Annotated in this window: 23 protein-coding genes; 6 read left to right on the forward strand and 17 right to left on the reverse strand. The window is 61.7% G+C overall.

From position 1 onward, the window contains the following. Positions 1-219 precede the first annotated feature (219 nt). Positions 220-3456, forward strand: a complete 3237-nt coding sequence (gene rne, locus ACOYXG_RS19250) for a ribonuclease E (RefSeq protein ID WP_460353425.1) — start codon at positions 220-222, stop codon at positions 3454-3456. Positions 3457-3646: 190 nt separating this feature from the next. Here rne and ACOYXG_RS19255 read toward each other — a convergent pair whose 3' ends face one another. The 12 genes from ACOYXG_RS19255 to ACOYXG_RS19310 form a co-directional block, all read right to left on the reverse strand. Beyond that, positions 3647-4243: a nucleotidyltransferase family protein gene (locus ACOYXG_RS19255; RefSeq protein ID WP_460353428.1), complete on the reverse strand. Its 597-nt coding sequence runs from the start codon at positions 4241-4243 to the stop codon at positions 3647-3649. Beyond that, positions 4240-5220 (reverse strand): XdhC family protein, encoded by a 981-nt coding sequence (locus tag ACOYXG_RS19260; RefSeq protein ID WP_460353431.1) that lies wholly within the window; start codon positions 5218-5220, stop codon positions 4240-4242. Before ACOYXG_RS19260 ends, ACOYXG_RS19255 begins: the two co-directional genes overlap by 4 nt. Beyond that, positions 5220-7541, reverse strand: coding sequence for a xanthine dehydrogenase family protein molybdopterin-binding subunit (locus ACOYXG_RS19265; RefSeq protein WP_460353434.1), 2322 nt, complete (start codon positions 7539-7541; stop codon positions 5220-5222). Before ACOYXG_RS19265 ends, ACOYXG_RS19260 begins: the two co-directional genes overlap by 1 nt. After that, positions 7538-8008 carry a (2Fe-2S)-binding protein gene (locus tag ACOYXG_RS19270; protein WP_027612345.1) on the reverse strand — a complete coding sequence of 157 codons (471 nt, stop codon included), beginning with the start codon at positions 8006-8008 and terminating at the stop codon, positions 7538-7540. Before ACOYXG_RS19270 ends, ACOYXG_RS19265 begins: the two co-directional genes overlap by 4 nt. A gap of 395 nt (positions 8009-8403) precedes the next feature. After that, complete coding sequence (gene murB / locus ACOYXG_RS19275; RefSeq protein ID WP_460353438.1) at positions 8404-9423, reverse strand: UDP-N-acetylmuramate dehydrogenase; 1020 nt, start codon at positions 9421-9423, stop codon at positions 8404-8406. After that, positions 9420-9884, reverse strand: a complete 465-nt coding sequence (locus tag ACOYXG_RS19280; protein ID WP_007967581.1) for a low molecular weight protein-tyrosine-phosphatase — start codon at positions 9882-9884, stop codon at positions 9420-9422. The genes murB and ACOYXG_RS19280 overlap by 4 nt, the downstream gene beginning before the upstream one ends. Further along, complete coding sequence (gene kdsB, locus ACOYXG_RS19285; RefSeq protein WP_247268138.1) at positions 9884-10648, reverse strand: 3-deoxy-manno-octulosonate cytidylyltransferase; 765 nt, start codon at positions 10646-10648, stop codon at positions 9884-9886. The genes ACOYXG_RS19280 and kdsB overlap by 1 nt, the downstream gene beginning before the upstream one ends. Next, entirely contained in the window at positions 10645-10830 is a 186-nt protein-coding gene (locus ACOYXG_RS19290) for a Trm112 family protein (RefSeq protein WP_003174668.1), read from the reverse strand. Before ACOYXG_RS19290 ends, kdsB begins: the two co-directional genes overlap by 4 nt. Before the next feature lie 21 nt (positions 10831-10851). Beyond that, positions 10852-11862, reverse strand: coding sequence for a tetraacyldisaccharide 4'-kinase (gene lpxK, locus ACOYXG_RS19295; RefSeq protein WP_330206557.1), 1011 nt, complete (start codon positions 11860-11862; stop codon positions 10852-10854). After that, the gene (locus tag ACOYXG_RS19300) at positions 11862-12290 is read right to left on the reverse strand and encodes an ExbD/TolR family protein (RefSeq protein WP_027612340.1); all 429 of its coding nucleotides are present in this window, start codon (positions 12288-12290) and stop codon (positions 11862-11864) included. Before ACOYXG_RS19300 ends, lpxK begins: the two co-directional genes overlap by 1 nt. Next, on the reverse strand, positions 12287-12922 hold the full coding sequence (locus ACOYXG_RS19305; protein ID WP_003227083.1) for a MotA/TolQ/ExbB proton channel family protein: 636 nt from the start codon (positions 12920-12922) through the stop codon (positions 12287-12289). The genes ACOYXG_RS19300 and ACOYXG_RS19305 overlap by 4 nt, the downstream gene beginning before the upstream one ends. A 111-nt stretch (positions 12923-13033) precedes the next feature. Beyond that, on the reverse strand, positions 13034-15247 hold the full coding sequence (locus ACOYXG_RS19310; protein ID WP_460353444.1) for a DNA internalization-related competence protein ComEC/Rec2: 2214 nt from the start codon (positions 15245-15247) through the stop codon (positions 13034-13036). Positions 15248-15383: 136 nt separating this feature from the next. On the opposite strand from ACOYXG_RS19310, the gene ACOYXG_RS19315 reads away from it, so the two are divergent. Then, positions 15384-15902 carry a DUF2062 domain-containing protein gene (locus tag ACOYXG_RS19315; protein ID WP_414889442.1) on the forward strand — a complete coding sequence of 173 codons (519 nt, stop codon included), beginning with the start codon at positions 15384-15386 and terminating at the stop codon, positions 15900-15902. Positions 15903-15982: 80 nt separating this feature from the next. On the opposite strand, the gene ACOYXG_RS19320 is transcribed toward ACOYXG_RS19315, so the two are convergent. The 4 genes from ACOYXG_RS19320 to ACOYXG_RS19335 form a co-directional block, all read right to left on the reverse strand. Continuing rightward, positions 15983-16762 (reverse strand): ABC transporter permease, encoded by a 780-nt coding sequence (locus tag ACOYXG_RS19320; RefSeq protein WP_027612336.1) that lies wholly within the window; start codon positions 16760-16762, stop codon positions 15983-15985. Beyond that, a complete protein-coding gene (locus ACOYXG_RS19325; protein ID WP_027612335.1) occupies positions 16759-17691 on the reverse strand; it encodes an ABC transporter ATP-binding protein in 933 nt (310 codons plus the stop codon). The genes ACOYXG_RS19320 and ACOYXG_RS19325 overlap by 4 nt, the downstream gene beginning before the upstream one ends. 133 nt (positions 17692-17824) lie before the next feature. Beyond that, positions 17825-18448: a glutathione S-transferase family protein gene (locus ACOYXG_RS19330; RefSeq protein ID WP_027612334.1), complete on the reverse strand. Its 624-nt coding sequence runs from the start codon at positions 18446-18448 to the stop codon at positions 17825-17827. Positions 18449-18491: 43 nt separating this feature from the next. After that, positions 18492-19151, reverse strand: a complete 660-nt coding sequence (locus ACOYXG_RS19335) for a transglutaminase-like domain-containing protein (protein WP_027612333.1) — start codon at positions 19149-19151, stop codon at positions 18492-18494. A gap of 248 nt (positions 19152-19399) precedes the next feature. On the opposite strand from ACOYXG_RS19335, the gene ACOYXG_RS19340 reads away from it, so the two are divergent. Beyond that, positions 19400-21847 carry an acyl-CoA dehydrogenase gene (locus ACOYXG_RS19340; protein ID WP_460353450.1) on the forward strand — a complete coding sequence of 816 codons (2448 nt, stop codon included), beginning with the start codon at positions 19400-19402 and terminating at the stop codon, positions 21845-21847. 89 nt (positions 21848-21936) lie between these two features. Continuing rightward, on the forward strand, positions 21937-22344 hold the full coding sequence (locus ACOYXG_RS19345; protein WP_007967565.1) for a PA2817 family protein: 408 nt from the start codon (positions 21937-21939) through the stop codon (positions 22342-22344). 100 nt (positions 22345-22444) lie between these two features. On the opposite strand, the gene ACOYXG_RS19350 is transcribed toward ACOYXG_RS19345, so the two are convergent. Continuing rightward, positions 22445-23443, reverse strand: a complete 999-nt coding sequence (locus ACOYXG_RS19350; protein WP_027612331.1) for a LysR family transcriptional regulator — start codon at positions 23441-23443, stop codon at positions 22445-22447. Positions 23444-23533: 90 nt separating this feature from the next. Between ACOYXG_RS19350 and ACOYXG_RS19355 the strand changes: the two genes are divergently transcribed. Continuing rightward, a complete protein-coding gene (locus ACOYXG_RS19355) occupies positions 23534-24160 on the forward strand; it encodes an alanyl-tRNA editing protein (protein WP_096797799.1) in 627 nt (208 codons plus the stop codon). 90 nt (positions 24161-24250) lie between these two features. Then, complete coding sequence (locus tag ACOYXG_RS19360) at positions 24251-25021, forward strand: 2OG-Fe(II) oxygenase (RefSeq protein ID WP_414889439.1); 771 nt, start codon at positions 24251-24253, stop codon at positions 25019-25021. The last annotated feature ends 1 nt before the right edge of the window (position 25022 follow it).

The raw sequence follows: 25022 nt of genomic DNA on the forward strand, positions 1-25022 counted from the left end.
ACGCTTCATCTCGTCCACAGCCGCTGGTTGATTCCTCCTCCTGACTGAGTGCTTAAGTAGCCACAGCAAGCAGGACGCGTACGTCGCGATATCGGCCCAATTGGCCTGACATCGCTGGACACGGGAATGGCCAACCACTCCCGACGCACCTGACACCGACCGTGAGAAGTCGTGTGTGCCGAACGCCGTTTCCGGCAGCCCGGAAACCGACGGTACTACATGAAAAGAATGCTGATTAACGCAACTCAACCCGAAGAGTTGCGTGTTGCACTGGTAGATGGCCAACGCCTCTACGACCTGGACATCGAATCCGGTGCACGCGAGCAGAAGAAGGCCAACATCTACAAAGGCCGTATCACTCGCATCGAACCAAGCCTTGAGGCTGCCTTTGTCGATTTCGGCTCCGAGCGCCACGGCTTCCTGCCCCTCAAAGAAATCTCCCGCGAATACTTCAAGAAAGCCCCTGAAGGCCGCGTCAACATCAAGGACGTCCTGAGCGAAGGCCAGGAAGTCATCGTTCAGGTCGAAAAAGAAGAACGTGGCAACAAGGGCGCCGCCCTGACCACCTTCATCAGCCTGGCCGGTCGTTACCTCGTGCTGATGCCGAACAACCCTCGTGCCGGCGGTATCTCCCGTCGCATCGAAGGCGAAGAGCGCAACGAACTGCGTGAAGCGCTGAACGGTCTGGTTGCTCCAGCCGACATGGGTCTGATCGTGCGCACTGCCGGCCTGGGCCGCAGCAGCGAAGAAATGCAGTGGGACCTCGACTACCTGCTGCAACTGTGGACTGCCATCAAAGAAGCCTCGCTGGATCGCTCCGCGCCATTCCTGATCTATCAGGAAAGCAACGTGATCATCCGCGCCATCCGCGATTACCTGCGCCAGGACATCGGCGAAGTGCTGATCGACAGCGTTGAAGCCCAGGACGAAGCCCTGACCTTCATCCGCCAGGTGATGCCGCAGTACGCCAGCAAGATCAAGCTGTACGAAGACAGCGTGCCGCTGTTCAACCGTTTCCAGATCGAAAGCCAGATCGAGACCGCTTTCCAGCGCGTCGTCGAACTGCCTTCCGGCGGCTCCATCGTCATCGATCCGACCGAAGCCCTGGTGTCCATCGACATCAACTCGGCGCGTGCCACCAAAGGCAGCGACATCGAAGAAACCGCGCTGCAGACCAACCTTGAAGCCGCCGAAGAAATCGCCCGTCAGTTGCGCCTGCGCGACATCGGCGGCCTGATCGTCATCGACTTCATCGACATGACCCCGGCCAAGAACCAGCGCGCCGTGGAAGAGAAAGTCCGCGAATGCCTGGAAGCCGACCGCGCTCGCGTGCAGATCGGCCGCATCTCGCGCTTCGGCCTGCTGGAAATGTCCCGTCAGCGCCTGCGTCCATCGCTGGGCGAAAGCAGCGGCATCGTCTGCCCGCGCTGCAACGGCACCGGCATCATCCGTGACGTCGAATCGCTGTCGCTGGCGATCCTGCGCCTGATCGAAGAAGAAGCCCTGAAAGACCGCACGGCCGAAGTGCGCGCTCAGGTGCCGATCCCGGTCGCCGCGTTCCTGCTCAACGAAAAACGCAACTCGATCACCAAGATCGAACTGCGCACCCGTGCCCGTATCGTCATTCTGCCGAACGATCACCTGGAAACCCCGCACTTCGAAGTTCAGCGTCTGCGTGACGACAGCCCGGAAGCCGCGACCAACCAGTCCAGCTACGAAATCGCTGCTGCCGCTGCCGAAGTCGAAGAAGTCCAGCCAGCCGCGGCGACCCGCACCCTGGTTCGCCAGGAAGCCGCGGTCAAGACTGCGCCGGCCCGTGCCAATGCGCCGGTGCCGACCGAAGTCGCCGCGCCTGCCGCTGCTGCACCGGCTCCGGTTGCCGCGCCAGAGCCAAGCCTGTTCAAGGGCCTGGTGAAATCGCTGGTCAGCCTGTTCGCGACCAAAGAAGAGCCAGCCGCTCCGGTCGTCGTTGAAAAACCGGCCACCGAGCGTCCGGCCCGCAACGAAGAGCGTCGCAACGGTCGTCAGCAGAGCCGCAACCGTAACGGTCGCCGTGATGAAGAGCGCAAGCCGCGCGAAGAACGTGCACCGCGTGAAGAACGCGCCCCACGCGAGCCGCGTGAAGAGCGTCAGCCACGTGAAGCCCGTGAAGTCCGCGAGCCGCGTGAAGCCCGCAGCGAAGCACCGGCCGCTCGCGAAGAACGCGCACCCCGCGCTCCGCGTGAAGAACGTGCACCACGTGCGCCGCGCGAAGACCGCAAGCCACGTGGCGAGCGTGAAGAGCGTGTACGTGAACTGCGCGAACCACTGGACGCCGCTCCGGCTGCACCCGTAGCAGCTGCCGCTGCCGCTGTGGTCGCAGAAGAGCGTCCGGCCCGTCAGCCACGCGAAGAGCGCGCACCGCGCCCACCGCGTGAAGAGCGTCAACCGCGTGCCGAGCAGGCTGCTGCCGTTGCTGAAGAAGAAGTGAACAGCAACGAAGAGCAACTGCCGGAAGACGGTCAGGACAACGCCGAAGGCGATCGTCCACGTCGTCGCTCCCGTGGTCAGCGTCGTCGCAGCAACCGTCGCGAGCGTCAGCGTGATGCCAACGGCAACGTGATCGAAGGTTCGGAAGAGTCCGAGTCCGGCGAACACGCTGAAACAACACCAAGCGCTGCCGATCTGGCTGCCGGCCTGGCCGTCACTGCCGCTGTTGCCAGCAGCGTGATCAGCGCTCCGGCCGAAGCACAGGCTCACGAGCAAGCCGAACGCGCTACCGCCGCTGTTCAGGAAACCGCTCCAGTGGAAGCGCCGGTCGTTGAGGCCATCACCCCAGTGGAAGTGGTTGCTGCTCCGGAAGTCGAAGTGGCACCGGTTCAAGAAACACTGCCTCAGGTTGAAGCTGCTGCAGAACCTGCTATTGAAGCGCCAGTTGTGGCTGCTGAGCCGGTTGCTGAAACCGTCGCTGAAACCGTGACCGAAACCGTGCGTGAAGTTCGTGAAGAACAGACCGCGTTCAACTGGGTTGCCGAGCCTGCCGTCGCTGAAACTTCAGCGCCAGTCGTTGAAGCCCCAGTGGTTGAAGAAGCCAAGGCTGCCGCGCCAGTGGTCGAAGCCGCCGAACCTGCTCCAGCGCCAGTGGTTGAAACACCGGTGGTCGAAGCGCCAGTGGTTGCCGAAGCCCCTGCTCCAGTGGTTGAAGCCGCTCCGGTCAGCGCCCTGACGCCAAACGGCCGTGCGCCAAACGACCCACGTGAAGTGCGTCGCCGCAAGCGTGAAGCCGAGCGTCTGCAGAAGGAAGCCGAACTGGCTGCCGCTGCTGCTCCGGCTGCTGAAGTGGTCGAGGTTGCTGCCGTGACTGAAGAAGCGGTGGTTGAATCGGTGATCGCCGAAGCGCCACGCTCCGTTCAGGACGCGGTCGAGCATCACCAGGCGGCCGAGGAAAAAGAACACGAGCCTAAACCGCTCGTCTGATTCCGAAAGCCAATAAAAAGCCCCGCCTGAGCAATCAGGCGGGGCTTTTTTATCTCATCCAATTCAAGCATCACCCCGATCCCTTGTAGGAGTGAGCCTGCTCGCGATAGCGGTGTATCAGCCACCACAAATGACACTGACCCAACGCTATCGCGAGCAGGCTCACTCCTACAGAGGATTTATGCAGGGCTCAGGATTGAGGAAATACCAGAGAATCGGGCACATCGATATCCCACAACACCCCGGGATCATCCACCGCTACCTCAATCACCCTGCCCTGCTTGAACAAAGGCCTGGCGCCGCGATCACCACTCAATGCCTGCAAGCCCGGCCCGAACGAACGCCCGAACCCCACCGGATGCCCAAATTCGCCCTCCTGCACCGGCACACTAACCGCGTCATCGGTCATTGTCGCCACCACCCGCTCAATACTCGACGGCAGGATAAACGGCATGTCCCCCAACACGACCAGCCAGCCATCTGCATCCGGACAAACCGCAACGCCAGCCGCAATACTGTCACCCATCCCGGTCGATTCAATCGAGACCACGTCACAGCCATAAGCCTGAGCCATGCGCATCGCCTGCGGCCGCGCTTCAGTGGTCACCAGCACCCGCTTGTCGAGGTTGGCCGGCAGATTCAGCAACACTTGCTCGATCACCGAGCGCACCGCGCCATCACGCCCGGTGCAATCGGCCAGCAACTTGTCCTTGTCGGCACCGGCAACCTGGCGAAAGCGACTGCCCTCGCCCGCCGCCAGCACAATCACTGCGATAGATCGACTCATGCGCCCTCCACGACTTTCTTCTGTTTCAACTCGACGCCGTTCTTGATCGCCACAATCTCCGCCAATAACGACAGAGCAATCTCCGCTGGCGAATGACTGCCGATGTGCAGACCGATCGGCCCGTGCAATCGCGCAATGGCAGCTTCTGACAAGCCCAGCTGAGCCAGATTGTCCCGGCGCTTCTGACTGTTGATCCGCGAACCGAGTGCACCGACATAGAAGGCCGGCGAATCGAGCGCGGTGAGCAACGCCATATCATCCAGACGGGGATCGTGAGTCAGCGCGACGATGGCTGTGCGTTCGTCCGTCTGAATGCTCAACACCGCGTCATCCGGCATACCCGGGACGAACCGTCCGTGGTGCTCTTCCCAGCCATAAACGAACTCGGTACGCGGATCGCAGATCAGCACTTCGAAATCCAGCAGCCGCGCCATGTCCGCCACGTAACGCGACAGCTGCCCGGCGCCGATCAACAACAGACGCCAGCGCGGACCATAAATGGCGCGCAGGGTCTTGCCGTCGAATTCCAGCACATCGGATTTGCTCGCCGCCGAAAGGGCAACTTCACCGGTTTCGATGTTCAGCTCGCGGGCGACAATTTCATGCGCTTCACAACGGGCGAGCAATTCGGCGACCCACGCCGGATCAGCGACCCGCTCCTCGGTCAGGCGCAGCGTGCCGCCACAGGGCAAGCCGAAACGCGCCGCCTCCTCGCGGGTGACGCCATAGGTAATCAGTTGCACCGGCGGACCGTCGCTGGCGATGCGCCCGTCGTGCAGACGGGCGATCAAGTCATCCTCGACACAACCGCCGGACACCGAGCCGATCACCACGCCGTCCTCACGTAACGCGAGCATCGCGCCGGGTGCCCGGGGCGCAGTGCCCCAGGTCTGCACCACACTGAACAGCACCACCCGCTGCCCGGCGCGGCGCCATTCGAGCACGCTGCGCAGGACGTTGAGATCGGCGCTGTCCATTACGCCTGCGCCTTCTGCCAACCTTGCAACTGATAACGCACCGGCAAGTTACGGATGCGCTGGCCGGTGGCGGCGAAGATCGCATTGCACAGTGCCGGCGCAATCGGCGGCACGCCCGGCTCACCGACTCCGCCCAACGGCACGTCACCCGGCGGCGTCACCAGATGCACCGCAACTTCCTTCGGCGCCAGCGACATGCGCGCCACTTCGTACATATGGAAGTTGTCCTGCTGGACCTTGCCGTCCTTGAAGCTGATTTCACCCAGCACCGCGTTGCCCAGGCCCATGACACAGGCGCCTTCGAACTGCGAGCGGATGCGCTCAGGGTTGATCTGCGGCCCGCAATCGACGGCGATGTCAGCCTTGTGCACGATCAGCGTACCGTCGTCCTTGACCTCGACTTCGATCACCGCCGCCACATAGGTGACGAAGCTGTAATGCACCGCCAGACCGAGGCCTCGGCCCTTGGGCAACTGACGCCCCCAGTCGGCAGCCTTGGCCGCGGTTTCCAGTACCGTGCGCATGCGTCCGGTGTCGATCGGGTAACGCTCGGGGGATTCGCCGTAGTTCCACTCCTCACTCAGGGTACGCGGGTCGATCTGCCGATCCGGGCCGAGCAACTTGATCTGATATTTGAATGGATCGACGCCGGCCTTGTGCGCCAGTTCATCGACAAAACTCTGAATCGCAAACCCGTGAGGAATGTTCGACACCGAGCGATACCAGCCGACGCGGGTATGCACCGTGGCTTCGGGGTTTTCCAGACGCACGTTGGGAATCGCGTAGGCCATGTTGGTAAAGCCCATGCCCAGTTCGAACGCCGCTTCATGGTTCATGCCCGGGGCAAACAGCGCCGTAATGCTTGGTGCCACGGTACGGTGCAGCCAGCCGGACGGCATGCCGTCCTTGCCGACAGCCGCCTTCAAATACTCGGCGGACACTGTGTGGAAATACGAGTTATGGATGTCATCCTCGCGGGTCCATTGCACCCGCACGGCTTTACCGGGGAACTCCTTGGCAAGGATCGCCGCCTCGACGACGAAATCCGGCTTCGATTTACGGCCGAAACCGCCACCGAGCAGCGTGACGTTGAAGGTGACATTGTCGAACGGCAGCCCCAGGCGCTCGGCGATGCGCTCGCGAGTTACCTGCGGCGCCTGACTCGGCGCCCACGCTTCACACACACCTTTGTCGTAGCGAGCGATGGCAACCATCGGCTCCATCGGTGCCTGGGCCAGATGCGGCAAATAATAAGAGGCTTCGAGACTGCTCGCTGCGCCGCTCAGGGCTTTGTCGATATCGCCAGTGTTGCGTACCATTTTGCCGGGTTTGCGCGCCGCTGCTTCCAGTTCCTTGCGATAAGCGATCGAGTCATAACTGGCGTTGGGGCCGTCGTCCCACTCGATCTTCAGCGCCTCGCGGCCCTTGATCGCCGCCCAGGTATTGCTGGCAATCACCGCTACGCCGCCCAGCGGCTGGAATTCCGAAGGCAGCGGACGGCTCTCGATCTGCATGACCTTCAGCACACCCGGAACCTTCAGCGCAGCGCTGTCATCCAGCGACTTGACCTTGCCGCCGTACACCGCCGGACGGGCGATGGTGGCGTAGAGCATGCCGTCGAAATGCACGTCCGCGCCGTACACCGCGCGCCCGTTGACGATATCGGCACCGTCGATGGCTTTGGTGCCTTCCTTGCCGATGTAGCGAAACTCCGACGGCTGCTTGAAGCGCAGGCTGTCACGGGCCGGCACCGCCAGTGCACTGGCGGCAGCGGCAAGTTCGCCGTAACCCAGCTCGCGACCGGACGGTTTATGCAGGACTTTGTGCAGCTGCGCCTGGCACTCGCCCACCGGCACCTGCCATTGCGCGGCGGCGGCTTGTTCCAGCATGGTCCGGGCCGCCGCGCCGCAACGACGCATCGGCTCATACCAGTGACGCATGCTGCGCGAACCGTCAGTGTCCTGGTTGCCGAAACGTACTTCGTCACCCGGCGCTTGCTGGACTTTGACCTTGGCCCAATCGGCGTCCAGTTCGTCGGCAACTACCATGGTCAGGCTGGTGCGCACACCCTGGCCCATTTCCGAGCGGTTGCAGACCACGGTGACCGTGCCATCCGCGGCGATGCTGACGTAGACCTTGGGATCGTCGATCCAGCCGTTGGGCATGCCGTCGGCACCGAACTTCTTCGGCGCGTCTTCAGCCAGTGCATCCTGCCAGCCCCAACTCGCGGCCAGCACCAATGCGCCCGTGGCGCCGACGCCCTTGAGAAAGCCACGGCGGCTGAGATTGCTCAGGGCGAAATCATTCGGCAAGCGGCTCATGCCTTGGCCTCCTTCAAGTGAGTGGAGGCCTGGCGGATCGCGGTCTTGATCCGGTTGTAGGTGCCGCACCGGCAAATGTTGCCGACCATTGCCTCTTCGATCTGCTCGTCGCTCGGATCGGGGTTGGTCTTGAGCAACGCGGTGGCGGACATGATCTGCCCGCCCTGACAAAAACCACACTGCGCCACGGCGCTATCGAGCCAGGCTTGCTGCACCACCTGCCCGACCGGATCGGCGTGCAGATTGTCGATGGTGGTGACGTTTTGCCCGACCACCGAGCCGATCGGCGTGATGCAACTGCGCGCCGGCAAGCCGTCGATATGAATGGTGCAGGCACCGCACAGGCCCATGCCGCAGCCGAATTTGGTGCCGTTGTAACCGGCGACATCACGGATTGCCCACAGCAGCGGCATGTCTTCGGTGACATCCAGTGGGTGATCCTGGCCATTGAGTTTCAGGGTAATCATGGGCACGCCCGCATATTCTTGGTGGTTATGGGGTCGAGCAGAACTGGCGGTGGTTCACGCAGATCGACTCAGGCTAATGGGCCAATACACATCAGTGAAGCCGAACACTGAGCCTGTGGCGAGGGTGCTTGCTCCCGCTGGACTGCGGAGCAGGCCCTTCTTGAAAGCGGGGCCGCTACGCGCCCCAGCGGGAGCAAGCTCCCTCGCCACAGGGTCATCGCTGACTGATATGTGGTTGGCACAGGCTCTCTTGTGCCGACGCGAACGTCTGCACCGGGCCTTTGGTGGAGCAAATGACGGTTATCGTTAGCTGGCTAAGTTAACCCACCGTTAACAAAAAAGCCCTGCACTTTTTGTTCAGTGCAGGGCTTTGGATACCGACCTGAAGCGTAGCCTCAATAGCGGTTCGGCTCCATTTCCAGTTCGACATTGAAACGTTCGGCAATATCTTTCTGGATGCGTTGCGCCAGCTCCAGCAATTGCAGGCCGGTGGCGGTGCCGTAGTTGACCAGCACCAGCGCCTGCAATTTATGCACGCCAGCATCGGCCTCGCGGAAACCTTTCCAGCCAGCGCGCTCGATCAACCAGCCGGCGGCCAGTTTCATCTGCCCGTCCGCTTGCGCATAGGCCACCAGATCCGGGTGCTGCGCCTTGATCTGCTCGACCAGCGCCGCTGATACCAGCGGATTCTTGAAGAAACTGCCGGCATTGCCGAGCACCGCCGGATCCGGCAGTTTTTCGCTGCGGATACTGCAGATCGCGCGGCTGACGTCGCTGGGTGTCGGTTGCTCGATGCCTTGCTCGGTCAGGCGCTGACGCACCGGGCCGTATTCCAGATGCAGATGCGCAATACGATCGAGCTTGAAGCGCACCCGCAGGATCAGCCAACGCCCCGGCTGCTGCTTGAACAGGCTGTCGCGGTAGGCGAAGTTGCATTCTTCCAGGCTGAAGTCGCGCAGCTCGCCGGTCTGGCGATCCAGCGCGGTCAGCCCGGCGAACACATCCTTGATCTCGACGCCGTAGGCGCCGATGTTCTGCATCGGTGCTGCGCCCACGGTGCCGGGGATCAGGCTGAGGTTTTCCAGACCGGAAAAACCCAGCGCCAAGGTGTGTTGCACGAACGGATGCCACGGTTCGCCGGCTTCAGCCTCGATCACCACGCGGCTGCCGTCATCGCTGATCAGCCGAATGCCACGGCTTGCCATGCGCAGCACCAGCGCCGGAATGTCTGCGGTCAGCAGCAAGTTGCTGCCGCCACCGATCACCAGCAACGGCAGCTCATGGGCAGTGGCATAGGCAAGGGCTTCGCGCACGTCGGCATCGCTGTGGGCCTCGGCGAACAACTGCGCGCGCACATCCACGCCAAAACTGTTGAATGGTTTCAGCGAAACCTGTGATTGAAGCTGCAAACTCATAACCGGCCCTTCACTTCGATCAACAGTTGGTCACACGCTGCCTCGATCAGGTCCAGCACCTGCTCGAAGCCCTGATCGCCGTCGTAGTACGGATCCGGCACTTCATCGACCACACCGGCATAACGCCGCAGGAACAGATCCAGCTCGGCCTTGCCGGTGGACGGTTGAAGCGCCTTGAGGTTGCGCAGGTTGCTGTTGTCCATGGCCAGAATCAGGTCGTAACTGGCGAAATCGGCGCGGCTGACCTGCTGCGCGCGTTGCGCTGACAGGTCATAACCACGCACTTTGGCTGCAGCCTGGCTGCGCTTGTCCGGCGGATTGCCGACGTGCCAGTCACCGGTGCCGGCGGAGGCCACTTCGACCTGATCCGCCAGCCCCGCTGCGCGCAGTTTGTGACGCAACACGCCTTCAGCGGTGGGCGAACGGCAGATGTTGCCCAGGCACACGAACAGAACGCGCATCAGGCCTCCAGCAGGCGACGAACGCGCTCGAGGTCTTCAACGGTGTCGACGCCGGTTGGCGGCGCGATCAACGCGTCGGCGACATGAATCCGCACGCCATGCCACAGGGCACGCAGTTGTTCGAGGGATTCAGTGTTTTCCAGCCAGCACGGGCCCCAGCTCACGAAGTCCTGAAGGAACCCGGCGCGGTAGGCGTAAATGCCAATGTGGCGACGGTACGGCACGCCTTCCGGCAACACGTCGCGGCTCTTGGCGAAGGCATCGCGGGCCCACGGCAAGGTGGCGCGGCTGAAGGTCAGCGCCAGACCGTTGAGGTCGCTGACGACCTTGACCACGTTCGGGTTGAACAGGGTTTCGACGTCTTCGATCGGCTCGGCCAGGGTGGCCATGCGCGCTTCGGTGTGGGCGGCGAGGTTGGCGGCAACCTGATCGATCACGCTTGGCGGGATCAACGGCTCATCACCCTGCACGTTGACCACGATCGCGTCCGGCGCAAGACCCAGCTTCGCCGCGACTTCCGCCAGCCGATCGGTGCCGGAATTATGATCTTCACGGGTCAGCACCACTTCAGCGCCGAACGCCTTGCAGGCCTCGACGATGCGCGCATCGTCGGTCGCGACCACCACACGGCTGGCGCTGCTTTTGCTCGCCTGCTCCCAGACATGCTGGATCATCGGCTTGCCGGCGATATCCAGCAGCGGTTTGCCTGGCAGGCGGGTCGAGGCGTAACGCGACGGGATGACAACGGTGAAAGCAGTGGTCATTTATCCAGACGCTCGTCAGTGGTCAGGGTGCGCGCTTCGCTTTCGAGCATCACCGGGATGCCGTCGCGGATCGGATAGGCCAGACCGGCGCCCTTGCTGATCAGTTCGGTCTTGTCGGCGCTGAGCTTGAGCGGGCCTTTGCAGATCGGGCACGCGAGGATGTCGAGCAATTTGGTGTCCATGAACATTCCCTGGATAAAGAGTTAAGGCAAAAGACGATCGGGCAACAGGCGCATCAATTGGGTGTCGAACCAGGCCACGAAGGCCGGTGACGGCACGGCATCGACCGCCAGATACCACCAGTCGTCTGCTGCGAAGGCACGGCACTTCACCGCGTCCTTTTCGGTCATCACCAACGGCAATGACGGTGTGAAATTCAAGGCCTGCACGCTGTATTCGGCGTGATCGGCAAACGCATGGGGGACTGCTCGCCAGTCTAGCGCTTCGAGGGTATTGAAGAAACGTTGCGGATTGCCGATCCCGGCCACCGCGTGCACCGATTGACCGGGCGCAAAATGCGCCAGCGGCTTGCGCGCGCCGCTGCGTAGATTGACCAGTGCGGTCGGTTGCAGGTGAAAGGCAAAACCGTCTTCACGATCCGCAGTGGCACCGTTGAACAGCACGCCATCGACGCTTTGCAGGCGCTCGATCGGCTCGCGCAACGGACCGGCCGGCAGGCAGCGCTTGTTGCCCAAACCACGGGCAGCGTCAATTAGCACCAGCTCCAGATCCCGCGCCAGGCGGTAGTGCTGCATGCCGTCGTCGGAGAGGATCAGGTCCAGCGGCTCACTGGCGAGCAAGGCTTTGACCGCTGCGCTGCGATCAGGGTCGATCATCAGCGGCACGCCGGTGCGCTGTACGATCAACAGCGGTTCATCGCCGGCGATGTCGGCGCTCTGCTCGGCGGTGACCCGCCACGGCAGTTGCGGCGGTTTGGCGCCGTAACCGCGACTGACCACGCCAACCCGCAGACCGGCGCGTCGGCAATGCTCGATCAGCCACAGGATCATCGGTGTCTTGCCGGTGCCGCCGACGGTGATGTTGCCGACCACGATTAACGGCACCGGTGGCTGATAGATCTGGCCTTCACCGTCGAGAAAGCGCTGACGCTTGTTGACCACCACGCGGCGGTAGAGCATTTCCAGCGGCCGCAGCAGCGTCAGGGCCGGATGCCCCTGATACCACGCGGCGAGCAAACGATCGGACAGGCTCATCAGGATTTGGGCGCCGCCTCGACCGTGGTCATGCGCAGATGGCTGAAACCGAGCTTGCCGGCCGCGTCCATGGCGGTGATCACCGATTGGTGCTGGGTCTTGCCGTCAGCGCTGATCGACAACGGCATGTTGGTGTCACCGTTGGCTTCTTTCTGCATGGCTTCCATCAGCGTCGCCAGGTCGTTTTTCGGCAGAATCTTGTTGTTCACCGAGAACACGCCTTCGGCGCTGATCGCGACATCCAGTTGCTTGAGCTGCTGGTCTTCGGCAGGTGAACCGCTGACCGATTCCGGCAGATCGACGCGCAACTGGGTTTCGCGGGTGAAGGTGGTGGTCACGACGAAAAACAGCAACAGGATGAACACCACGTCGATCAGCGACGCGAGGTTGATGTCGATCGTTTCCCGGGGCTTGCGACGGAATTTCACGCTTTGTCCCCGGCCAGATCGACGTCACGGTCGCCCTGCACCACTTCGACCAGTTTGATCGCTTCCTGCTCCATGCCCACCACCAGCTCATCGATGCGGCGTTGCAGGAAACGGTGGAAGAACACCGACGGAATACCGACCATCAGGCCCGCCGCAGTGGTGATCAGTGCCTTGGAAATACCGCCGGCCAGGACCGAGGCGTTGGTGGTCATGCCGGAACCGGTGAAGGCGCTGAAAATGTCGATCATGCCCAGCACCGTGCCCAACAGGCCCAGCAACGGCGACATGGCAGCGATGGTGCCCAGCGCATTGACGTAGCGTTCGAGCTCGTGAATCACCCGCGCGGCGGCTTCTTCGATGCATTCCTTCATGATCTCGCGACCATGCTTGGAGTTGGCCAGGCCCGCGGCGAGGATTTCACCCAGCGGCGAGTTGGCGCGCAATTCCTTGAGCTTTTCTTTATTGAGCTGCTTGTCCTTGATCCAGACCCAGACCTGACCCAGCAGATGCTCGGGGGTGACGCGGCTGGCGCGCAGGGTCCACAGGCGCTCGGCGACAATCGCCATGGCCGCGATGGAACTCAGAATGATCGGCAACATCATCCAGCCGCCGGATTTGACCAATTCCCACACAGTGACAGTCCCCTCGAAAAAGTGCGCCACTTTACCATACCGGTTCGCGATTAAGACCCGCTGCCCCGACGACCTGATGCCACATTCGGCGATCCCGCGATCAATGGTGTTTCAACGCCAGAAACGCCGTTGTTGACGCATCAGCCTCGGTGCCTGAAAGCTGCCCAGGCGCAGTTGAATGGCGCCGTGCTGCGCGCTGTCGTAGATGCGCAGCCCTTGCTGGCGATAACGCGCGAGCACCAGCGGGTGCGGATGACCGAACGAATTGCCCTGCCCCCGGGAGATCAGCACCGAATGCGGACGTAATGCCCGCAGCAAAGCCATCGAAGAGGAACTGCGGCTGCCATGGTGCGGCGCTTGCAGCCAGTGCGTCGGCAGCGCCAACGGACTTTCCAGCAAAACCCGTTCGGCAGCCGTGTCGACATCGCCGGTCAGCAGCAGCCGCTCGCCACTGGCCTCGATCTGCAACACACAGGAGCGCTGATTGCTGTCATGGGCCGCGGACCATTGCCACAGCTGAAAACTGACCCCGTCCCACTGCCATTGACGTCCACTTTCACAGGCCTCGGCCTGCAGGATGGCGGGCAGCCCCGGCGGATCGCCGCTGATCACCCGCGTCACTTTCAAGCCCCGCGATACTGCCAACGCACCACCGGCATGGTCGGCGTCGGCATGACTGAGCAGCATCAAATCAATGCGCTCGACCCCCAGTTTGTGCAGCGCCGGCAGCACCACCCGCTCCCCCAGATCGAAATCGCCGAAGCGTGGACCGGCGTCGTAGAGCAACGCGTGATGACGCGTGCGGATCAGGATCGCCAGGCCCTGACCGACATCGAGCTGCCAGACATCGGCCTGGCCCTCGGCTACTCGCTCGCGCGGCGGCGCCAGCAGAATCAAAAGCAACGGCCAGCCCAACGGTCGCAACGGCACCCCACGCGGCAACAGCAACAGCAAGGCGCCGAGACTGCCGAGCAGCAAAACCCACCACGGCAGCGACGGCGAGATCCACGCCGGCCAGGCCCCGGCGATCAGCGACAAGCCACGAAACAGCCAGTCGATCAAACCACCGGCCAGCCACAACAAGCCTGCACCGACGTAAGGCACCGGCAACAACAGCGTGCCGAGCAGCGCCGGTGGCAGCACCAGCAGACTGACCCACGGCACCGCGAGCAGATTTGCCAATGGCCCGCTGAGGCTGATCGGCAGGTTCAGCGCCAGCAACACCGGGCACAGACCCAGCGCAATCAGCCATTGCGCGCGGGTCCAGGTCTGCCACCATTTCCACGCACCGAGTCGCCCGCCGAAGGTGAAAATCAAAATCCCCACCGCGGCGAACGACAGCCACAAACCCGGACGCAAACTGGCTAACGGGTCGAGCAACAGCAATGCATCGAATGCCAGCAACAGCGGCCACCACGCGCCGAGATGGCGAAAGCGCAAACGCCACAACAACACCAGCCCGACCATCACGCAGGCCCGTTGCACCGGTACATCAAACCCGGCGAGCAAGCCGTAGCCGAGCGCCGCGGCAAACGCCAGCCCGCAGGCCCATGGCAGCCATGGCCAGCGGAGCGGCCACCAGCCGTAGCGCGCCAGCCCGGCGACCAACAGATAGATGACCGCCGCCAACATCCCGATGTGTTGACCGGAAATCACCAGCAGATGCACGGTGCCGGTGTCCTGCAGGATCTGCCAATCCTCGCGACTGAGCCCGGAGCCGTCGCCGAGCACTAGCGCCGCCAATGCACCGCCCCGGCCTTGGGCATCGACTGCCATCAAGCGCTGACGAATGCTGTCGCGCCATGCCCAGTTTGCCTCGGCCAGGCGCTGACCATCCTTGATCGTGCCGGTCGCGCCGATGCGTTGCGCCAACAGCCAGGCTTCGTAATCGAAGGCGTCGGGATTGAGCAAACCACCGGGGCGCCTGAGCTTCACCGCCAGGCGCCAGCGCTCACCGCTGTTGAGCGGCGGCCCGGCGTACCACGCCAGACGCATCAACGACGGCAATTTTTCGTGTCGCGAGCGGGCATCGGCCAACTCGAACCGCACCACGCCCTCGCTGGTTTGCGGCAAACCGACCACCCGCCCTTCGACCCAACGGGTTTCGCCGTCAAGCGCTTCCGGCAGGCGATCATTCAACGCCCATTGCGCACTGACGCACGCCCAGGTGAAACCGAATAGCAGAAACGCCAGGGGATAGCTGCGAAACGGCAGCAACATCAGTCCCACCAACGGCAACAACATCATCAACCCGACCGGCGGTAAAACCGGCAAAAAAACCGGAACCAGCAGACCGACTGCCAGCGCCATCATCCCTGTGCGCATAAGCCCGTCCTTGAGAGTTCCTGCATTAGGCGTAGCTGGTATGAGGGCGGGTCGTCGTCAACAATTGTCACAAAGTCTGAATGGGCGCTTCGTAGAATCCAGACATACTTGCCGCCTTAACCGACCGAGAAGCCTTATGCCCCGGCGCTTATTCAAACGTTACATGCCCGATCCGACGAGCATCAGGGAACACAAATCCTTACGCTTTCTCGGCAAGTTGCTGCATGACCCGAACCTCTGGCACCTCAATCGGCATTCGGTGGCCCGGGCGATGGCCGTCGGCCTGTTCGCCGCGTTCCTGCCGATTCCGGCGCAGATGCTGGTGGCGGCGGCACTGGCGATCACCGTGCGCGGCAACATGCCGATTGCCGTCAGCCTCGTGTGGCTGACCAACCCGATCACCATGCCGGCGGTGTTTTTCTGTACTTATCAGGCCGGAGCCTGGTTGATGAATGTGCCCGCCCGCACCCTGCCCGATTCGTTGACCTGGGAATGGATCAGCGGAGAGCTCTCAACAATGTGGCAGCCGTTTTTGCTCGGGTCGGTAGTGTGCGGATTGATACTTGGCATCCTCGCTTACTTCACGGTGATGCTGTACTGGCGCTGGTGGGTGGCGCGGCAATGGGCGCGGCGCAAGAAAAGCCGCATGCGCTGAATGCAAAACGGCCTCCGCAGTGGGAGGCCGTTCAGTTTTGTGTTGTCTGCATTCGCGAGCAGGCTCGCTCCCACATTGGATCAGGTCCGCATCCCGCGCCCACTCACCAGCAGCCGCGCGCAACCGAGGTACAACACCACTGTCGCCACCAGCATGAAGGTGATCGCGATGCCGATGCGGATATCCGACACCCCGAGAATGCCGTAACGGAAGGCGTTGACCATGTGCAGCACCGGGTTGGCCAGCGACACGGTCTGCCAGAACGGCGGCAGCAAGGTGATCGAGTAGAACACGCCACCGAGGTAAGTCAGCGGGGTTAGCACAAACGTCGGGATGATCGAGATGTCATCGAAGTTGCGCGCAAACACAGCGTTGATGAAGCCGAGCAGCGAGAAGATCGTCGCGGTCAGCACCACCACAAGGATGGTCACGCCCAGGTGATGCACCTGCAGATGAGTGAAGAACAACGACAGGATGGTCACGATCACCCCGACCATCAAGCCACGCAGCACGCCGCCAATGGTGAAGCCGATCAGAATCGTGTGCGGCGACACCGGCGAGACCATCAGTTCCTCGATGGAACGCTGGAACTTGCTGCCGAAGAAGCTCGAGACCACGTTGCCGTAGGAGTTGGTGATCACCGACATCATAATCAGCCCCGGCACGATGTACTCCATGTAACTGAAGCCACCCATGCCGCCAATCTGCTTGCCGATCAGGTTACCGAAGATCACGAAGTACAGAACCATGGTGATCGCCGGCGGCAGCAGGGTCTGCGGCCAGATCCGCGTGAAGCGTTTGACCTCGCGATAAACGATGGTCTGGAGGGCGACGAGGTTGGGGCGGAACTCGGAACTCATACCGCCACCTTCGACAGATTCTTCTCTACCAGAGACACGAACAGCTCCTCGAGGCGATTGGTTTTGTTACGCAGGCTCAGCACTTCAATATTCTGCTGCGCCAATTGAGTGAACAGCGCGGTGATGCCCATGGATTTGTCGACCTGGACTTCCAGGGTATGGCCGTCGAGCAACCGGGCGGGATAGCCGATCAATTGCGGCGCGGCGTGCAAGTCGTTTTTCAGATCCAGCAGGAAGGTCTCGACGTGCAACTGGCCCAGCAGCTGTTTCATGCTGGTGTTCTCGACAATGGTGCCGTGGTCGATGATGCCGATGTTGCGGCACAGCTGCTCAGCCTCTTCCAGATAGTGCGTGGTGAGGATGATGGTGATGCCTTTCTGGTTCAGCTCGGTGAGGAACGTCCACATCGAGCGACGCAGTTCGATGTCGACGCCAGCGGTCGGCTCATCGAGGATCAGCAGGCGCGGCTCATGCACCAGGGCACGGGCAATCATCAGACGCCGTTTCATGCCGCCGGACAGCGAACGCGACGGCACATCGCGCTTGTCCCACAGGCCGAGCTGGGTCAGGTACTGCTCGGCGCGTTCCTTGGCGATCTTCGCCGGGATGCCGTAGTAACCGGCCTGGGTCACGACGATGTCGAAAGTCTTTTCGAACTGGTTGAAGTTGAATTCCTGGGGCACCACACCGATCGAGCGCTTGAGCGCGGCGGGGTTCTTGTCCAGGTCATGACCGAAGATATTCACCGTGCCGCTGGTCTTGTTGACCAGGGTCGAGAGAATGCCGATGGTCGTGGATTTGCCGGCGCCGTTGGGGCCGAGCAAGGCGAAAAAGTCACCTTCGGCGACGTCCAGATCGATACCACTCAAGGCCTGGAACCCGTTGCCGTAGGTTTTGGTTAGCTGCCGGATGGACAGAGCGGAACTCATATCGGATTTACGCACCAAGAAGGGAAGAAAAGGAAAGATTGGGCCGGGCGGCGAACAAAACAACCACGGCGCATGAGCGCAATGGTGCTTGCCGCCGCCACACAAGTACAGTCAAGAGTGTCGATAGTTATTATCAAGTCAACGCGGTCATGACTGCTTTCTGATAGGCCGGACGCTGCTTCAGCCGTGCGTACCAAGCCTGCAGATGCGGCTGCGCGGCACGTTCGATGGGCATCTCGAACCAGGCATAAATGAAACTGCCCAGCGGAATATCGCCCATGCCGATTTCGCTGCCGGACAGGTACGGCTGGCTGGCGAGGGCCTGATCGGCCATGGCCAGCAGCGCCGTGCACTCCTTGATTGCGGCGTTGATCGCCGGCCAGTCCTGCTGGTCCGCTGGGGTACGCAATACGCCCCAGAACACGGTGCGGAACGGCCCGGCAAAACTCGAGGTGGTCCAATCCATCCACTTGTCCGCGATGGCCCGGGCTTGCAGGTCTGCCGGGTACCAGGCGCTGTTCGGTGCATGCCTGGCCAGCAGGTATCGCACGATCGCATTCGATTCCCACAGCACGAAGCCGTCATCTTCGATCACCGGCACCCGGCCGTTCGGGTTCATCGCCCGGTATTCAGGCGTGTCGACCACACCGAAGGCGCCACCGGCGTCAATCGCCTCGTAGGCCAGGCCCAGTTCCTCGGCGGCCCACAGTGGCTTCCTGACATTCGATGAGTTTTTCCGTCCCCAGATCTTCAGCATGACCACCTCTTTTCCAATGCGTGGGCAGGCAGCATACGCCGGATCAGACCCGACTCAAATCACTCTGCATATCGCCCAAGACCTTCGCCTGATGTTCGCCGAACAGATGCGGGTAGCACTTTTTCAAGTGCTCGAAGAAGAACCGCTCCGGCACATCGACGAACTGACCATGATCGACCAGATACTCCATCAACAGCGCGCCGTCACGGTTGTATGGGTGGAAAACGCTGTCATTGATCCCGTCAAAGTCCAACGGTGCGACGTTGAACAGCTCACAAAGTTGCTGATTGAAGGCCGGCGTGGCCTTGACCCAGCGCTCGTTGAGGAACAATTCGGTGTAACCGTGCATGGCGAACACATCGCTGCGCAACAACTCCAGCAGACGCGGGGTCGACAGGTGATTCTTGACGTCAGCCAGACCGATGCGTGCGGGAATGCCGCAATGCCGTGCGCACCCGGCCAGCAATGTGGCCTTGGGCACGCAATAGCTTTCCCCGGTGGCCAGCGCATAGCTGCCGCACAGGGTTTGCGGGTCGAGGCTGAAGGTATACGGGTTGTAGCGCACCGCTTCACGCACGGCGTAATAGAGACTGATCGCCTGCGCGAGCGGGTCGCGGCTGGCACCACGCTGTTGTTCGGCGAACTCCACCACCGCCGGGTGGTCACTATCGATGAAGCGGCCGGGGCTCAGATACTCGCGCATGACGATGTTCTCCTGGGTGAGCCCCGAGTCTAGCGACAGCTCAAGCACAGAGATAACGACGTTTCGGCCAAACATGCACGCGAAGACGCGGGAGCGGCGAACGATTTCCCACGGGTGTTGCCCACCGAACCTACGAAAACCATCCGGGGTTTCCCACGAGTTCAATCACCATGTTCTGACCACCCCGTTTTACAGATGCCGTCTAAGCTCTGGAGGGTCGGTTTGCCTTGGTTCACGGAGGATTACATATGCTGTTGTTGTGGATACTGGTTCTGATCGTCGGTGTGGCGTATCTCGCCCACCGCCGCATCGCCCCCCTGCCCGCGTTGGGTATCGTCGCCGTATACCTGCTGGCGATGGGCATTTTCAGCCATGCCCCGGGCTGGTTGCTGCTGGTGTTGTGGGTCGTGCTTGCTGTGGTGGCCGCGCCGTTGTTGCTGCCTGACCTGCGCCGCAAACACTTCACCGCGCCGCTGTTCAACTGGTTCCAGAAAACCCTGCCGCCGATGTCGCAGACCGAACGCGACGCGATCGATGCCGGTACCGTGTGGTGGGACGGTGAGCTGTTCAGCGGGCGTCCGGACTGGGACAAGTTGCTGTCCTACCCGAAAGCGCAACTGAGCGAAGAGGAACAGGCCTTTATCGACGGCCCCACCGAAGAACTCTGCGCGATGGTCACTGACTGGCAGATCGGCCAGTCGATGGACCTGCCGCCAGAAGCCTGGAGCCACATCAAGGAACACGGCTTCTTCGCCCTGATCATTCCCAAGGAATTCGGCGGCAAGGGCTTTTCCGCCTACGCCCACTCGCAAGTAGCAATGAAACTCGCGACCCGCAGTGGCGACCTCGCCTCCACCGTGATGGTGCCCAACTCCCTCGGCCCGGCCGAACTGCTGCTGCACTACGGCACCGATGAGCAACGCAATCATTACCTGCCGCGGCTGGCCCGTGGCGACGACATTCCGTGCTTCGCCCTTACCGGCCCGCTGGCTGGCTCTGATGCTGGCGCCATGCCGGACACCGGGATCATCTGCAAAGGTGAATGGGAAGGCCAGGAAGTCATCGGTCTGCGCCTGAACTGGGAAAAGCGCTACATCACCCTCGGCCCGGTCGCGACCCTGCTCGGTCTGGCCTTCAAGGCTTATGACCCGGAGCATCTGCTGGGCGATAAGGAAGATCTCGGCATCAGTCTGGCGCTGATCCCCACCGATACACCGGGAGTGGAAATCGGCCGTCGTCACCTGCCACTGGGTGCCGCGTTCATGAACGGCCCGAACTCGGGCAAAGACGTGTTCATCCCGCTGGACTACCTCATCGGTGGCCAGGAAATGCTCGGCAAGGGCTGGATGATGCTGATGAACTGCCTGTCGGTCGGGCGTTCGATCTCGCTGCCGGCAGTCGGCACTGGCGCGGCCAAATTCACCAGTCTGGTGACCGGTCAATACGCGCAGATTCGTGAGCAGTTCAACGTCCCGTTGTCGGCCTTCGAAGGCATTCAGGAAGCCATGGCGCGCATCGGCGGCAACGCCTGGATGATGGACGCCGCGCGCATGCTCACCGCCAACGCGGTGGATCTGGGCGAGAAACCATCGGTACTGTCGGCGATCCTCAAGTATCACCTGACCGAACGCGGCCGCGAGTGCATCACCCACGCCATGGACGTGCACGGCGGCAAGGCGATCATCATGGGTCCGAACAACTACCTCGGACGCAGCTGGAACGGCGCACCGATCTTCATCACCGTGGAAGGCGCGAACATCCTCTCGCGCAACCTGATGATTTTCGGTCAGGGCGCCATTCGTTGCCATCCGTTCGTGCTCAAGGAAATGGCCCTCGCTGGCCGCGAAGACAAAGAACAGGCACTGAAAGAATTCGATGGCCTGCTGCTCAAGCACATCGGTTTTGCCGTCGGCAACGCCGCCAGCACCCTGGTGCTGAACCTGGGCTTCGGCCACTTCGAACATGCACCCGGGGACAGGATCAGTCAGGGCTACTTCCGTGCACTCAACCGTCAGGCAGCGGCTTTCGCCATGCTGGCGGACTTCAGCATGATGTTGCTGGGTGGCGAACTGAAGCGCCGGGAACGCCTGTCCGCACGTCTTGGCGATGTGTTGAGCAACCTGTATCTGGCCTCCGCTGCGCTCAAGCGTTATCACGACCTGGATTCGCCGGCGCATATGGAGCCGCTGTTCCGCTGGGCCATGGAAGAAAGCCTCGGCCAGTCGGAACGGGCGCTGGATGAGCTGCTGAGCAACTTCCCGAACAAAGTGTTTGGCTGCCTGCTGCGGGTGATCGTGTTCCCGTTCGGACGTCGCCATAAAGGCCCGTCGGACAAGCTCGGCGCCGAAGTGGCAGCGGTGATCGGTCGTGCCAAAGGCGATCCGACCCTCGAAGAACTGATCGCCGGCTGCTATCGCCCGCAGTCCGCCGACGATGCCGTCGGTGCCCTGCAACACGCCAGCGATTTGCTGAATGCCGCCCAACCGCTGCACAAAAAACTGCACACCTCGCTCAAGAGTGGTCAGGTCAAACCGGTGGCTGGCGAACACGCCATCGACGCCGCACTGGAGGCCGGGGTGCTGCAACCGCAGGAAGCACAGACCCTGCGCGATGCCGAAGCAGCACGGCGCAAGGTGATCGACGTCGATGATTTCGACAAGGAAGAGCTGAAGCAGGCTGAGGGCAAAGTCCGCTGATGCCGACGACCGTGTAGCTGTTTATTTGTGAAAAACGGGCGCGAGAGCTTTATACTCCCGCGCCCGTTTTGCTCTTGAGGACTTATCTCGTGTCCAACGTCGTTGCCGATCATCTGGTTTTGCTCGACCACCTGCGCAGTATCCTGGTCGCCGTAGGTGAGGCCGAACAGGTTCCCGAAGAAAGCCATGCCTTGTTCCTGGAGCGCTTTGACGAACTGCTGGCGTCCCTGCCGATCGATCCGATCGAAAGCCAGTACCTGGGCCAGGACATCCTGACCCAAGTGATTACCCGTTATCCGCAAATTGCCCACCTGATTCCACGGGATCTGCTGTGGTTCTTCGCCGGCGACTGCCTGCACTACCTGTCCGATGAAGAAATCGACCTGTATCAGGCACTGGAAGAACGTCGCTACGAGGCCGAACAGAACGACGAACCGTTCGACTGGAATCAGGAAAAACAGTTGCTGGCGATGTCTGCTCAGGACAGCAAGCACTGATTTAATGGTTTGAAGATCAAAAGATCGCAGCCTTCGGCAGCTCCTACAGGGAATACATGTGATTCCTGTAGGAGCTGCCGCAGGCTGCGATCTTTTGCTTTTAAAGCAGCCCCTCGCTCTCCGGCAATTCATACGCAAGCGCCAGATTATTCGGCGCCCCCGCCTTGCCCGGCTTGCTCAACGTCGGCTCCTTCTCCAGGCACTCCACCAGATAATCGATGAATACCCGCAGCTTCGGCGGCAGGTAGCGCGTGGGCGAATGCAGCAACCACAGACCACCGTGGTAGGACGCGAGGAACGTCCACTCCGGCAGCACCTGCACGATCAACTTCTGCTCAAGCGCATAACGCGCGGTGAAGTACGGCAGGCTGCCAATACCAATGTGCTGCAACACTGCCCCGAGCCGCACGCCCGTATGGTTGGCGGCATAACGGCCACGTACGCCGACGGTCACCGCTTTGCTGCCCTTCTTGAATTTCCAGCGTGCATCGCTCGGGGTTTCCCCCAGATAGATGCAGCTGTGATTGAGCAAGTCATGCGGGTGGGTCGGCGTGCCGTGTTCGGCCAGGTATTGCGGGGTGGCGCAGAGCAAATGGTCGATGGTCAGCAACTGCCGTCCGACCAGACCGGCCGGTGGACGGTCAGTGATACGAATCGCCAGGTCGACATGATCGTCGATCAGATCAACCTGACGGTCTTCCAGCAGCAACTCGACATCGACTTTCGGATAACGCCGCAAAAACTCGGGCATGTGCGGATGAATCACGAAACGCCCGACCGCTTTCGGCACACTGACCCGCACCAGCCCTTCCGCCTCGTGGGTGAACTGCCCACTGATCTCCATCACCGATTTGGCGGCGCTGACCATCTCCTGACAGCGCTTGAACACTTCCTCGCCACCGTCACTCAAGCGCAGTTTGCGCGTGGTGCGCTGCAGCAAACGCGTGGCCAGGGCCTTTTCCAGCCGGGAAATGCTGCGACTGATCGCCGACGGCGACGAGCCCAACTGGCGGGCCGCCTCGGAAAAACTGCCGGTCTCTACGACCTTGACGAAGATCGCCATTTCACCGAGCAGTGGCAGCGGAAGATTGATGCTCACAGCGCACAAGTCCTTTGATGTTTGAACGGATTATCACGTTATTGCACGATTCATATAATAAAAACAGACACTTTAATAAGGGCATGGAATATGACGCTTCGCCTCTTTTTCCATAGTGATGACCTCAAGGCTAATGTGGAAGTCCTCGACTGCACGCCCCACGAGAACGAATTTGCCGTGGTGCTGCGCGCCACGTTGTTTCATCCGCAAGGCGGTGGTCAGCCTTGTGACACCGGCATGATCGGCGAAAGCCAAGTGCTGCGCGTGGTGCAGGAGCCTGACCGGATCGTGCATTACGTCGATCGCCCGGTAAAACCCGGCATGACCTGTATTCACGTGGATGAACAACGTCGCCGCTACAACACCCGCATGCATTCGGCCGGGCACCTGATCGGGCATTTCGTGCAGGCCATGGGCTGGACGCCGATCAAGGCACACCACTGGCCAGACGAAGGCCGGGTGCAATTCAAGCCGGGCGATGCCGCCCAGGAAGTCGACGCGACAACCGTTCAACACGGTATCAGTCAGTGGATCGAACACGATCTGCCGCGCCTGACCTCACTGCGCGAAGGCGCGCGGGAAATCGGTTTTGGCGAGCTGCCGGCCTATGGCTGCGGTGGCACCCATGTACGCAGCCTGAAGGATTTGGGCGCAGTCACGATCGCCTCGCTTTCGCAGAAGAAAGGCACGTTATCCGTCCACTACAGCGTGGATTAAGCTTCTCGGGCGCTGCTCCGCACAGCGTCCGACGCCGGGGGAACCGCACTCGCCGGTTCCGTTGACTATCGATAGATGGACCTAAAAACAATGATGCTAGACGTCGAGCGTCTCGATGAGACGTGCATAAAAAAACTGGCCAACGAAGAAGTCCTCGCCATCCGCGTCAGAGGCTTCTTGCCCGAGCCGCTGGCGATCGAGATTGGCGACAAGATTCTTGCACCGGGCTTTGAGGGCTACATCAACGCGCCGAGCATCGGCCGGATCGGCATGGCGTTTTACGAGGCGGAAAACCAGCCGCTGCTGATCGAGGACTACTTCGAGCGCGCCACCCGCAACATCGCCGAACTGCGCGAGCGCTGTGCGCCCTATTCCTCGCCGGTCGACACCCTGCGCTGCATGCTCGACGAGTCGTGGCCGGCCGGCGCGCATCTGGAAAACCTCTATGGCCGCAAGATGTATGTCGGCCTGTCGCGGGTGGTCAAACCCGGCGTGTGCTTCCTCGCCCACCACGACATTTTCGCCAAGGACGCCCCGGACAGCTTTCAGGCCCGCAGCCTGGAGGCGCAGTTCGCCTGCAACGTGTACCTGAACATGCCGACCGAGGGCGGCGCACTGCAGATGTGGGACGACGACATCACCCCGGATCAGTTCGACCAGATGCGTGGCGACAGTTACGGCATCGACCCGGCGCTGCTCGGCCCACCGACCCTGGAAGTGCGGCCGGAGCCCGGCGATTTCATCATGTTCAATTCGCGCTGCATGCACTCGGTGACCCCGGGCGTGGCGGATCCGCGTCTGAGCCTTTCGTTCTTTGTCGGCTATCGCGGCAATGCTTCACCCCTGACCTTCTGGAGCTGAG

It is taken from the genome of Pseudomonas sp. G3-39 (assembly GCF_054790485.1).